General features: G+C 66.7%; 9 protein-coding genes. All 9 read right to left on the bottom strand.

From position 1 onward, the window contains the following. Positions 1 to 330: 330 nt before the first annotated feature. The 9 genes from pflA to AAFP05_RS05505 all read right to left on the bottom strand — a co-directional run bounded on the left by pflA (position 331) and on the right by AAFP05_RS05505 (position 13,140). Complete coding sequence (gene pflA, locus AAFP05_RS05545; RefSeq protein ID WP_341728858.1) at positions 331 to 1,149, bottom strand: pyruvate formate-lyase-activating protein; 819 nt, start codon at positions 1,147 to 1,149, stop codon at positions 331 to 333. After that, positions 1,146 to 3,416, bottom strand: a complete 2,271-nt coding sequence (pflB, locus tag AAFP05_RS05540) for a formate C-acetyltransferase (RefSeq protein WP_341728857.1) — start codon at positions 3,414 to 3,416, stop codon at positions 1,146 to 1,148. Before pflB ends, pflA begins: the two co-directional genes overlap by 4 nt. A gap of 172 nt (positions 3,417 to 3,588) precedes the next feature. Then, a complete protein-coding gene (locus AAFP05_RS05535; protein WP_341728856.1) occupies positions 3,589 to 4,653 on the bottom strand; it encodes an FHA domain-containing protein in 1,065 nt (354 codons plus the stop codon). Between the two features lie 2 nt (positions 4,654 to 4,655). Beyond that, positions 4,656 to 5,960, bottom strand: a complete 1,305-nt coding sequence (locus AAFP05_RS05530; protein WP_341728855.1) for a VWA domain-containing protein — start codon at positions 5,958 to 5,960, stop codon at positions 4,656 to 4,658. Between the two features lie 44 nt (positions 5,961 to 6,004). Then, complete coding sequence (locus AAFP05_RS05525) at positions 6,005 to 7,291, bottom strand: PP2C family serine/threonine-protein phosphatase (RefSeq protein ID WP_341728854.1); 1,287 nt, start codon at positions 7,289 to 7,291, stop codon at positions 6,005 to 6,007. Beyond that, the gene (locus AAFP05_RS05520; RefSeq protein ID WP_341728853.1) at positions 7,288 to 9,660 is read right to left on the bottom strand and encodes a tetratricopeptide repeat protein; all 2,373 of its coding nucleotides are present in this window, start codon (positions 9,658 to 9,660) and stop codon (positions 7,288 to 7,290) included. Before AAFP05_RS05520 ends, AAFP05_RS05525 begins: the two co-directional genes overlap by 4 nt. Further along, positions 9,657 to 10,823, bottom strand: coding sequence for a hypothetical protein (locus AAFP05_RS05515; RefSeq protein WP_341728852.1), 1,167 nt, complete (start codon positions 10,821 to 10,823; stop codon positions 9,657 to 9,659). The genes AAFP05_RS05520 and AAFP05_RS05515 overlap by 4 nt, the downstream gene beginning before the upstream one ends. Further along, positions 10,820 to 12,064: a hypothetical protein gene (locus tag AAFP05_RS05510; RefSeq protein WP_341728851.1), complete on the bottom strand. Its 1,245-nt coding sequence runs from the start codon at positions 12,062 to 12,064 to the stop codon at positions 10,820 to 10,822. Before AAFP05_RS05510 ends, AAFP05_RS05515 begins: the two co-directional genes overlap by 4 nt. Continuing rightward, positions 12,061 to 13,140, bottom strand: coding sequence for an AAA family ATPase (locus tag AAFP05_RS05505; protein WP_341728850.1), 1,080 nt, complete (start codon positions 13,138 to 13,140; stop codon positions 12,061 to 12,063). Before AAFP05_RS05505 ends, AAFP05_RS05510 begins: the two co-directional genes overlap by 4 nt. Position 13,141: the final 1 nt, after the last annotated feature.

Genomic DNA, 13,141 nt, shown 5'->3' with positions numbered 1-13,141 from the left:
AGGTCCGCAGCCACCAGCACGCCCGGACAAAGCCGAACCAGTGTGCCTGCCGCGATCGCGCGAGTGAATTTGTTGCGCAGTGGCCGGTAGTCCGCGGCGGCGATGACACCACCGCCCGCCCTGAGGGCATCCTCAATGCTCATACCTGAAGGATCGGCAAGTCCCCCGGCAATCGGTCATCTTCCTTCGAGGCTGTGGATAACTCCCCCGTGCCTCATCTTCTTCAGTTGAGTGCGCGGATCGATCCAAATTGCCGATTTCAGGCTTAAGCGGACCCAAGTGAAGAAGATCAGGCACACCTGGGGGCTCGAAGATGCGTGCGGCGTCTGCTCAGTAGACCGTGAGCCCGCGATCCTGGAAGATCGCCCGAGTGGCCTCGATCTCGGAGGCCGACGGCGGCTCGGTATCGGCCAGCTGGTATGCGAGCCCCAACTCGGCCCATTTGGAGCGGCCCATCTGATGGAAAGGCAAGACCTCGACCCGGCTCACCGATCCGAGCGACGCCGCGTAATCGGCGATCGGGGCGATGGTGGCCGGATCGTCGGTGAGCCCGGGCACCAACACGAACCGGATCCAGATCTCGATGCCGTGATCGTCCAAGCGGCGGCCGAACTCAAGAGTAGGCTCCAGGCGGCGCCCGGTCACGCGCAGATAGGTGGCCTCGTCGCCGGCCTTCACATCGAGCAGGACGAGATCGACATCGGCGAGCATGGCGTCGTCGGCGTTGCGGCCGAGAAATCCAGAGGTATCCAGCGCGTTGTGGATCCCCATTTCCTTGGCACCGCGCAGAATCTTCCGGGCGAAGGCAGGCTGCTGCAGCACCTCCCCGCCCGACAGAGTAATGCCGCCCCCGGTCGCGCGGAAGACACCGCGATAGCGCCTGATACGCGTCAGCAGATCATCGGCGAAGATCGGGACTCCGGCATGCGCATTCATCGTGTCGGGGTTGTGACAATACTGGCAACGCAGCGGGCACCCGGCCAGGAAGGTGGTCATCCTGGTGCCCGGGCCGTCCACTGCTGTCACGAGTTCCCAGGAATGGACCGTGCCGACCTCACCCGTGCGCTGCCCCATCAGCAACTCGGTACGGCCGAGATGTTCGGCGGTGGGGATACCGCCGAGCATGCTCGCCCGAACCGGAGAACTCACAGCGACTCGTGGAAGGTGCGCGAGAGCACGTCCAACTGCTGTTCACGGGTCAGCTTGGTGAAGTTGACCGCATAGCCCGACACCCGGATGGTCAGCTGCGGGTAGTTGTCCGGATTCTCCATGGCATCCAGCAGCGTCTCACGGTTGAGCACGTTGATGTTCGCGTGGTAGAGCCCCTCACCCATGCCGGCATCCAGGATGCCGACCAGGTTGCTGATCCGCTCGTCCGGCGTGCGACCGAGCGCGGGCGGGGTGATCGTGTTGGTCAGCGAGATGCCGTCCAGCGCGTCATCGTAGTCGAGCTTGCCGACGCTCATCATCGACGCGATCATGCCGTGCGTGTCGCGGCCGTTCTCCGGGTTCGCGCCCGGGGCGAACGGGGTGCCGGCTTCGTGCCCGCACGGGAACGCGCCGGTCGCCTTGCCGTAGACCACGTTCGAGGTGATCGTCAGCACCGACTGGGTCGGCACCGCGTCGCGGTAGAGCTTGATGGCCCGGATCTTGCTCATCACGGTTGAGACGACCAGCCGGGCCAGCTCATCGGCGCGATCATCGTCGTTGCCGTAGACCGGGAAGTCCCCCTCGGTGATGTAATCGACGACCAGACCCGAGTCATCGCGGACCGGGGTGACGGTGGCGTACTTGATCGCCGACAAGGAGTCGGCCACGATCGACAGGCCCGCGATGCCGCAGCCCATCGTCCGGACGATCTCGTCGTCGTGCAACGCCATCTCTATGGCCTCGTAGGCGTACTTGTCGTGGCTGAAGTGGATGATGTTCAGCGCCTCGACATAGGTCTCGACAGCGTGAGTGAGCATCGCATCGTACTTGGCCCAGATGGTGTCGAAGTCCAGCGGCCCGTCGCCGTCGATCGGCGCGAAGCCGGGCACGATGAGCTTGCCGCTCATCTCGTCGCGGCCACCGTTGATGGCGTAGAGCAGCGCCTTCGCCGAGTTCAGGCGGGCGCCGAAGAACTGCATCTGCTTGCCGATGGCCATCGGCGAGACGCAGCAGGCGATCGCCGTATCGTCACCCCAGTGGCAGCGGATCTCGGCGTCCGACTCGTACTGGATCGCGGAGGTCTCGATCGAGATCAGCGAACAGAAGTCCTTGTAACCGGCAGGCAACTCGGGATCCCAGTAGATGGTGATGTTGGGCTCGGGAGCCGGGCCGAGATTGCGCAGGGTCTGCAACAGGCGGAACGAGGTCTTGGTGACCAGCGTGCGGCCATCGTTGGCGAAGCCACCGTCGGACCAGGTTGCCCAGTAGGGATCACCGGAGAAGATCTGGTCGTAGTCGATGGTGCGCAGGAACCGGACGATGCGCAGCTTGGTGACCAGCGCGTCGATGACCTCCTGGACGCCGGACTCATCGATCACGCCGGCCGCGAGATCGCGTTCGGCGTAGATGTCGAAGAATCCGCTCAGCCGGCCGATGCTCATCGCAGCGCCGTCCTGGCTCTTCACGCTCGCAAGGTAGGACAGATAGGTCCACTGGACCGCCTCGGCGAAGCTGCCGGCGGGGCGGGAGAGATCGAAGCCGTAGCTGTTTCCGAGGTTCTTGAGCTTCTTCAGCGCCTTGATCTGCTCGGCGTGCTCCTCGCGGTAGCGGGCCCAGTTCTCGCTGAACGGCTGGTCGATGACCGAATCCATCTCGGCCTGCTTCTCGGTGATCAGCCGGTCGACGCCGTACAACGCGACGCGCCGGTAGTCACCGATGATGCGTCCACGACCGTACGCGTCGGGCAGCCCGGTGAGTAGATGGGACGAGCGGGCGGCGCGAATCCGCGGGGTGTAGAGGTCGAAGACGGCCTCGTTGTGGGTCTTGCGGTAGCGAGTGAAGATCTCCTTGATCTTCGGGTCGGGAGTCATCCCGGCTTCCTTGATGGCGGTCTCGACCATCCGCCAGCCGCCGGCCGGCATCATCGGCCGCTTCAGCGGGGCGTCGGTCTGCAGACCGACGATCACGTTGTCGTCCGCGCAGATGAACCCGGCGGGGAAAGCGTCCACGTCGCCGGGGATGTGAGTTTCGATGTCGTAGACGCGCTTGGCTCGCTCCACCGAAAGGTAGTCGCGCTGCAAGGTCTCCCAGACGTTCAGGGTCTTGGCGGTGGGACCGGCTAGGAAGGCCGCGTCACCGGTGTAGGGGGTGAAGTTGCGCAGGATGAAGTCGCGCACATCAATGGAATCTGACCAGTCGCCGGGGGTGAAACCCTCCCAGGCCTGGTCGAGGTGGAATGGTGCACGTGCCTTAACCTCGGCGGTCATCTGTCTCCTTTTGGCCGAAGCGAACCGCGCGGCTTGGCAACGGGGTACGCCCCAGGGAGCTCTGTCCGCAAGTCAAGCTGCGAGCAGGTTTACCTGCCGACCTAATGTTACCCTGCACTGTATTTATTTACATCATCGCAAGTTGCCATCGAGACTCGCTCGGCCGGCAGCGTCACAAATCGGCTTCCTGTACCAGCGCCGGACGAACCACGATCCGAGTCCAGGAGCCGACGTAGATGCGATCGTGATGGCCAAGTTCGACGCGTCGGGTGATCGGTTCGATCGGCAGCGGCTGGTCGATTCGTCCGACATAGGTGCCGTTGGACGAGCCGAGATCCTCCACGAACCACCGCACACCGTCGGTGGTCAGAGCAGCTTGGCGGCGGCTGACCCCGGTGTCGGTGCGGCAGTCGATATCGGGATGGGCATCTCCGGAGGTGCGTCCGACGACCACCCGCGGGACCCGAAGCGCCTCGATGATCGGTTGGCCGGGAGACGGCAGTTGTTCCGGGGCCTGCTGCATGCGATACCACTCCGGGTCGATCCAGATCTCCGCCACCCAGCGGGCGGTGCTGCCGGCCCGGGTGGGCGCGAAGCCCGGTGAAGCCGACGATGCGCGCAGTGCCGGGGCCGACCCCTGGGAGGGCTGCGGCTGGTACGTGCCCTGAGCGATCCGCGGCGGCACCGAGATCGCACGCAACGAGTCGGGGTCAGGCAGGTCGGGGCCCGGATCACCCAGATCGAGAGCGGCAGCCACGGCCAGATCCGGAGCGGCCGGATGCGGCACAACGGAAGCGGCCGAGTCCACCACCAGAGGGCTCTTCGTCTCAGCGTGGCCGGGCGCCTCACCGAGATCGAAGTAGCTCGGCGCGACTGCTGCCTGCGGAGCGGGCGGCTCGGCGGACGATGGCTTCGCACTGGCGGCCGATTCCGGCTCGACGGTGGGCTGCACGTCTGCTTGTGCCTCGAATCCTCTGGGCAACGCACCGGTGAGGAAGTCGTAGCCGCACGTCTCGCAGAAGAAGGCACCTGCGGCGGCTACCGAATGGCAGACCGGGCAGGTCTGGTTGCCCTGCCGTGTGGGCGGGACCGCCGGACCGGGTGGCAGCACCTGACCGAGTACACCGGGTTGGCCCCTCGCCGGCCGCACCGGCGTGGCAGCGGCGTCGATCGGCGCCCCGCAGACCGAGCAGTAGTCATCGGTCAGGCTCTGATGTCCTGCGGCACATCGCGCCATCGCTACTCCGCCTGTCCGCCGTTGCCGCCGGACTGGCGCGTCCGGGTGGTCTTCGTCGAGGCAGTATCCAGCGCCATCTCGTCCGCCTTGTCGACCTTGGTCTTCAGCCGCACCGTGCCGCTGCCGGGATCGACCACGTCGACCACCTTGCGCAGTTTCGTGGTGGCCTCATGGTTGCCGGTCTGCTGGGCCAACTGCACCGCGCGCCCCAGCTTGCTGGTTGCCGTCGACAGGTCGCCGGCCTTGCGCGCGGCCAGCCCTTCTTGAATGGCGGCCGCCAGTTCGGTCTGCCCGGTGTAATGCGCGACTTCGTCGTTGATCTGCGCGGTCAGCGAGTCATCGCTCGACCACATCGCCTTGACCAGACCTTGCGTGCGCGGCTGCTCACCGACCACCAGTTGCACACGCGCTGCCAACTGTTCCTGGCCGACCGCCTTCGCCGGCAGCCGCACCGCAATGTGATAGTCGCGTTCCTCATCGCCCCAGGCGCCAGTCCCGAAATCCACCGTCAGTGGATTCACGGGCTGCCCCTGATAGCTCAGATCCTCCACCGTCGGCGACACCTGCCGGACGAACAGCAGCTGGGCGCCCTGCGGCGTCCACACCCGCAGGTTCGCGGACGACACGCCGCGGCTCATCGAGGTCTGCATGATTCTCGCGAACTCCGCGGCCATCATCGCAGGATCGGGAATGATGTCGAGAGTGCCCATCAGAGCGCGAGCGATCTTACGCACCTCGGATACCACCCAGTAGGTGCCGATGCCACGGCAGTCGCACTGGAACCTGCCGGCACAGGCGCGGATCGCGGCGTCCAGCTGCTCGGGGGTCTCGTGTTCGTCCGCGCCGTCGGTCAGCAGCAAGGCATGCCGCTGGGTGACGATGCCGCCCATCGAGTTGAACAGGGCGAGGGTCAAATTGAGCCAGCGTCCGATCGCGGTGCCGCCGTCGGCGACAAGCCGGCTGATCGCATCCTTCGCCTCGCGGCGGGTGCGCGTGGTCATCTGCACCATGCCCGGCCCCGACTGGACGATCGGGTATGCGAGGTATGCCTCGTGGGTACCCGAGACGACCGCGAAGTAGGTGCCGTCCAGAATGTTGTCGAGGGCGACCATGGCAGCCTGCCGAGCAGCCAACATGCTGCGTTGGCCCATCGATCCGGAGCAGTCGATGATGATGATCTCGCCCGCGGCACCGTCCGATCCGGCGCTTCCCGCATCGCTGACCCCGACCCGGACGATCGCGTTGACATCCGTGCCGCCATCGGGCAGGTATTCGTTCTGATAGACCGTGGAGTCGAACTGGGCCACGGATCGTCCTTTCGTCAGCAGGCGGCTTGCGCAACCCAGCCAGATTAGCTTGCGGTGGGCGGCGGAACCGGCCGGGTGCGCGTGGTAGGGGCTTCCAGGTCGTCCTCGGCTTCCCCGGCGGTCATCGGGCTCTGCACGGCGGGAGGCTCGATGCGGGCCAGAGCAGCGGTGATGTTGTCCTCGCCGCCCTGCTCGATTGCCCAAGCCACCAGCTCTTGCGCTACCACGAGTGGGCCGTCCGGATGCTTCGCGGCGACCGCGTTCACCAACCGGGCCATCGCGGCGGGATCGGAGACATAGTTCCACAGCCCATCGGAGCAGACCAGCAACCAACCCGGCCGGTCGGCCACCAGGCTGGCGAGGGTCGGCGTCACGTCTGGGGCATCGCGTCCCAGCCAACGGGTGATGACATGACTGTGCATGCCGGATTCGGCGATCGTCCGGTCGACACCGGCCGCGATCTGCTCCTGGGCCATCGAGTCGTCGGTGCTGAGCAGTATTGCCTCGCCGGCGTCGGGAATCCAGTAGACGCGCGAGTCCCCGAGCGTCGCCGAAAGCAACTGGGATCCATTCACCAGACCGACCGCCAGTGTGCTGGATGCCGGGCTGGCCTCGCCCATGTCGGAATTCGCCAGCACCGCCTGGTTGGCGAATTGTGCGGTCTGGGTCAGCACGGCCCGGGTTGCCGATTCGGCGGCCAGGTTGGTCAGATTCCAGTCCCACTGCGTATGGCTGGCAATGTGGCTGATCACGGCGCGGGTCGCCGCCAACGATGCGCGGTCGGAGTCGGTGGACATCGACACCCCGTCGCAGACCGCCAGCACGGCGCGCCCGCCGATCTCGCCGGTCGCATCGAGCGCCATCGCGTCCTCATTGCGCGGGTGCCGGATGCCTCGATCGCAGACTCCCGCAACCCAAGGCGCCGGCTGCTCCTCCAGATGGTCGCGACCGCTGGGCGCCTTGGCGCCGCATTGCACGCAGTAGCCGTCCCAGTCGATCTCGCCGCCGCATTTCGGGCAACTGCGCACCTGAGGTGTGAAGACCCGTCCCATCACCGCCCCCGCAGCGCCATGCCGTGCGATTCCGCCCGGACTCTGCGCGGCGGCCTGCTCGGCTGCCCGGTCGGCGGCGGCGTCCGCCTCGGCCGTGGCGCTGAGTTCAGCGTCCCGCTGCCAATGCGAGGCCTCGGTCGAGCCGTAGAGCCTGCGCGGGCGGCCGCCGCCTCGCGGCTGCGACCAACTGAGCGGCGATGACGAGGTCTCCGGCGGCTGCGACCAACCCGCCGCGGACGGCTCGACGGCTTCGGAATCGGGTGCGTTCTGTTCACTCACAACAGGCTCCATCTGCGGGTCAGGTCGGCTTGGGTGATCAGACGTCTACGTTCGTCATCGTCGCGCGTCCACACCGCCAGGTCTCGATAGGCGCGCTCAAGTTTCGGACGCAGATTGCGTTCGGTGGCCGGCTGGCCGTCGAAGGCACCGACACCGCGGCCACGGTGGGTATGCACCTGAGCGAGAGCCTTCTCGAGTATCTCGGCCTCCAAGCCGGTGGTGGTGATCTGATCGAGCTTCGCGGCGTGAATCGCTTGCCAGGCCTGGTCGAGGTCGGCCAGTGTCCCCTCGCGCTGCAACACCAGCTTCGCCTGCGTCGTGCGGGCGTCGGAATAGCCGCGGCTGGTCGGCGGAACCAGTCCGAGAGCGTCCAGGGCGCCTTCCTGGTCGCTGCGGGCGAGCCGGATCCGGGTCATGGCGAATGCAGCCGGCGTCACATAGGCGGCATCGGTGCTGGCACAGATCGCGAAGAGCTCCTCGGCCAGCGCCGGTTGCTCGCCGTGCTCGCAGACCACGGCCAGCGCGTATTTCGGCGCCAACTCGCCGGGCAGCTGCGCGTAGACCGTGTTGAACGGCGCCTGCGCCTCATACCAGGAGTGCGTCTGGACGGCCTGCAGGCCCTGCATCCAGATCGCCCGCCAATCCCACGGGTCTACCTTGAGCAGCTCACGGACGATTCTGGACACGGTCTGGCGGTCACCCAACCCGAGCGCAATCTCGATCTGGGCGAGCATCACCTGGGCAGTGCGCTGCGGTGCGCGCTCCAGCGCGCCCATCCGCTGCCGGGGGTCGTCCAACGTGATCGCGGAGACCCAGCTCGTCATCGGATCGGACGGATCGGGCAGCAGCCTGGGTAGCTGGCGCCAATCGGTCCCCTCGCTGGCGGTCATCGGCACGCTGAACAGCGTGGACGGTGCCGACGTCGTGGCGGCACCCGGAGACCGCCTGGCCACGACCTCGCGGAGCACACCCATCGCCTGCACCCTCAGATCTTCGGCGGACTGGAAGCGGTCGGCGGGCAGCGGCGCGCAGGCTCGCTGCACCAACCGGTAGAACGAGTCGTGCTCGGCGAACAGCGGCATCTTGCTGAGCGGCGGCAGCGTGTCGACATACTCGCTCTGGTAGCCGCGGAATTCCGAGCACATCACCAGCAGTGCGCGCCCGAGCGTGAAGATGTCGCTGGCCACCGACGGACCAGTCTCGGCCACTTCCGGTGCCTGATAGCCGACGGTGCCGAAGATCGGAGAGGTCTGGTCCGCGATGCGGCGCACCGCACCCAGGTCGATGAGTTTGACCGAATCACCCACCTGCATCAGGTTGTCGGGTTTGAAATCGCAGTAGAGCAGGCCGCCTTCGTGCAGATAGGTGAACGCCGGCAGGATCTCGATCAGGTAGGCCAGCGCCCAGTCGACCGGCAGCGGATCATGGCTGCCCTTGTTGGCGGTCTTGCGCTCCTTCAACAGGTCGGTGATCGAGCGGCCGGGCACGTACTCCATCACGATGTAGCGGGCATCGCCGTGCTGGACGAAGTTGTAGATCTCGACGATCAGCGGATGCTCGACGGCCGCCAGGAACTCCTTCTCGGATTTCGCCGCGGCGAAGGCATCATCGTCCGAGGCATTCAGCAGGCCTTTCAGCACCACCCAGCGATCGGAGACGTTGCGGTCGCGGGCCAGGTAGATCCACCCCATGCCGCCGTAGGCGATGGCACCGGCGACTTCGTACTGCTGGGCGATCAGCTCGCCGGGCTTGATCGCCGGATAGAAGCTGAACACGGTGCCGCATTTCTCGCAGCTGCCCTGGGGATCGCCGGGTTTGCCGTCATGGCCACGGCCGACCGGCTCGCCGCACTTCGGGCAGTTGCGCCGGGGCTCGGGGACAACCGGATCGCTCAATACCGCCTTGGCCGGATCGATCGACGGTGCGGGTGGCACCGTGGTCACGCCCGCCCCGATGCGGGTGTGGCTGCGATGCGCATCCGAGCGGGACGAGGTGCGCGCAGCCCCGGGGCCGGCGAGCGCAGAGCCCATCAGCACGGTACCGAGCTCTGCCGCGGTGGCGGTGGTTGACAAGGTGGTGCCGAGCAGCTGCGGCGTCTTACTCGGCGGTTTCGCGTCCGGAGGATTGCCGCAGACGTTGCAGTAGCCATCGACGATGGTGCCGCGGCAACCTGGTTGCGGGCAGTGTCCGCCCCGTTGGCCCAGCCGGGACTCGGAGGCTCCCCGGGCCGACGGCGCGGGGCTCGGCGGCTGGGTGCGTAGCTGCCCCGGTTCGCTGCCCGCCGTGAACGACGAGACCGGCGGCATGCCGCAGACATCGCAGTAGCCGTCGACGATCGTGCCGGTACAGCCGGGCTGACGGCATCTCATCGGTCAACCGTACCGCGGGCTCCTGCCAGGCCGGCCAGCCAGGCGACGTAGCGACGGCAGGTCTCCATGAGCGAGGCGAGGGCCTCGGTGGGCTGCGGAGATCTGCGAGCCAGATCGTCGGCGACCCCGAAGAGCGCCGTCAGCTGCGGATCTGCGAGTCGCTGCTGGTCGACCTCCGAACGCAGCGTGATCAGCTCGTTGGCCAGCATCTGCGAACCGCGCAACGCCTCCGAGTACGCCCGGGCCACGAAATCCATCGCCTGCCCGACCTGCTGCAACCGGACGATGTACTGCTCCAGCGCGGCCCGGTCAGCGCTGGGCACCGGTCCGAGCGCGGTGACGTCGGGTACCGCGTACTTCGGCGGATTGCCGACCGTGGCGACCACCTGGTCGACCATCTCGTCCAGCTGCTGGCTGCGGGCCAGCAGATCGGCGCGCAGCCGCTGGGCGGCATCGGCGCGCTCGGCGGTCTGCTGTTGGGCTTGAGCATTGGCGCGGCGCTGGACGCCACCGACAATCAGGTCGCGTTCGAAGGTCGCTGCGTCAGCCTCCAGCGGGCCCAGCAGACCACCGATGTCGCCACCGCGGCCGGCCTTGTCGTTGATCGTGGTCAGACGCTCTTCCAACTGGGCCAGCCTGGCCCGGGCCGCACCGGACGTGGGTGGCGGCTCCAAGGCCACCTGATCGCGCAACCGCTCCATGCTCGCCCGCAGATCACGCAACCGGGCGACCGCCTGGGTTCCGGCCGGGTCGAGCTGCAGCCGACTGCGCAGCTGCCCTATCAGTGCGTCCGACATCCGGCAGGCCTCCGGTAGCGACAGGCCGCTGGCGGCGGTGCCACTCCAGGAATCGTCGTCCAGCCGGCCCCAGACCAGCGACGACAGCTGTTCGCGTTCCCGGACCTGGACCCGGCCCCGGTCCCAGACCTGCAGCAGCCGGCGGTAGCGGGTCTGGATCGACTGCCACAGCTGCAGGCTCAACGCCATGTCGCGCGTCAGTTCGTCCACGTGCTCGCTTTCTTGCACGGCCACGTCGAGCGCTCCGAGTTCGGAGCGGCGGGCCTCCAGCCACTTGTCGAGAGCAATCAGATAGGAACGCAGCTGCAAGGTGTCGATCGCTTCACCCAGGCGTCCGGGGGCCTCGGGTGCGTTCACGGGACTCATCGGTACCTCCGTAACGATCCGCTCAGGCCGGCGACCGAGCTGACGGCTGCGATGACCATGATCCCGGCGACGAGGATTGCCTGCGCTTCGACCGTCGCGGCATGGCCGGACAAGTCGGCATCCACCTCATTGCCGATGGTCGATGACTGATCGGCGAGCCAGGAAACCAGCCAGTCATAGGGTTCCTGGGCCGAGGCCACCAATTCGGGACTGGGCGGGTCGGTGGCGGCCACCAGCTGGTCGTGGGTGCTGATCATCTGGCTCAACCGGTCGGTGGCGTCGGCGCTCCCCAGTTCGGTGAGCGCGTCACTCGCTTGGCCGGTGGCGTCAGCATAGGCCTGCGCCCCTGAGGCGGAGTCGGTGATTCCCAGGAGCATGCGTCCCTCGATCGCCTTCGCTTCGGTGACAGCAGCGTGGGCCTTGGCCACGGCGGCGGCCTGGGTGACTCCGCTGGTCTGCACGGCGGAGATACTCATCGCGGTCGTGGTGACCAGCTGCGTGACGATCACCAGCGAGGCGATGGCAGCTGCCAGCCCGAGCATCAGGCCAAGGTTGACAACCCGCCGGGTGCGTCTGGCAACCACGACACTCGCGACGACCAGCAGCAATACCGGCACGGCCAGCACCGCGATCAGCCATTGCTGGTTGTCGCCCTGGGATTCGAGGACAGCCGTGTGCGCCGCGATCTGGGTGTCGAGCAGCGGAAGCAGATCGTTGACCAGCACCTCGCTGGCCTGGCGCATGTCATTTTGGCTACCGGTCTTCATCGCGACACTCAGCTGCGCCAGATAGTGGCCGAGGGCCGTGTTGATCTGCTGCAATGCCAGCGAATCACTTGGGCTGGCGGCGGCTGCGGCAATCAGCTCCGCGGACGCAGAGTCGGCCAACCCCAGATAGCCGGCGTCCGGGGCCTGCCCATCGGTGGCCATCAGCAGCGCTTGGGTGGCCGCCGCCTCGGCACCCAGCAGGTCGCTGCGCACGGTCTCCAACCGCAGCATCTGCTGGGTCGCCACGTTCACACGCTCCACCGACTGCCGGTTCTCATTGAGCACCAGCGGGGCGATCACGGCGACAGCCAGACAAGCGATGACCAGCACGGCCCGCCACCAGGCGATCACCGACGATGTCGTCATGGTCTTGGTGCCGTCCGGCTGCGACGGCGCGCTCTGCCGGGCCTGACTCAGCCCTCCGCCCCTGCTCCAGGCCTGGCGCGGGTCGGTTGATTTCGCCACCGCGGTCATTGGGTCTCCTCCGGCTCAGTGACCAGCTCGTCCCCGGGTTCGATGACCGAGTCCCCACCGATGTCCTCACGAGTGAGCAGCCTCAGTTGCTCCACGGTAGGGGCCGGAGTATCACGTAGCCGCCAGGCCTGGTGCCCGATCGCCGCCTCCAAGAGGTTGCGGCAATAGCGTCCGTTGCCGAAGGTCTCGTCGCGTATCTGGCGGGACAGGTCGAACTCGAACGCCTCCAGGGCTTCCTCGCCGAGGTCGTAGTCGGATTTTTCGACCATCTGCTTGAAGATCTTGATCAGTTCGTCATCGGTGTAGTTCGCGAACTGGATCTCGGTGCGGAAACGACTTGCCAGGCCGGGATTCTCGGCGATGAAGGTGGCCATCGGGGCGGGATATCCGGCGACGATCACGACCAGATCGTCGCGGTTGTCCTCCATCTCCTTGACCAGCGTGTTGATCGATTCCTCACCGTACTGGTCGCCCGACAGCGAATAGGCCTCGTCGATGAACAACACGCCACCTAGTGCGGACGCGACGACATCCGCTGTCTTGGTGGCGGTCTGCCCCAGATAGCCGGCCACCAGCTCCGAGCGGTCGACCTCGACCAGTTGTCCTTTGCTCAGCAGCCCGACCGCCTTATAGATGCCTGCGACCAGCCGGGCAACGGTGGTCTTGCCGGTGCCAGGGTTACCGACGAAGACCAGATGCCGGGTGATGGTCGGCACCTTGAGCCCGGCCTCCGCACGCAGCGCCTGAACGTGCAGCACGGCCGTCTGTCGTCGGATCTCACCCTTGACCTCTCTGAGCCCGATCAGGTCGTCCAGTTCGGAGAGGAGTTCTTCGATGCTGCGCTCGGGTTCGGCGTGCTCCTCGACGGCAGGTTGGGTGCCTGCCGGCGCGGCGGGGGCCGCAGCCCGGGGATCGGCCTGCGGGACAGCGGGGATGCCCGTATTCATGGATTCAGACCCGGTCGATGGCTGGAGGACCGGAGAATTACGCAGCTGCTCGATCCGGGCCTGGTTGACGCGCAGCTGTTCGAGCACCGATTCGAAGGCCTGATTGCCGACCTGAGTGAACTCGTCCATC

Origin of the sequence: Brooklawnia sp., assembly GCF_032229645.1 — a bacterium.
Taxonomy (GTDB): domain Bacteria; phylum Actinomycetota; class Actinomycetes; order Propionibacteriales; family Propionibacteriaceae; genus Brooklawnia.
This window is presented reverse-complemented; position numbering and strand designations above follow the sequence as displayed.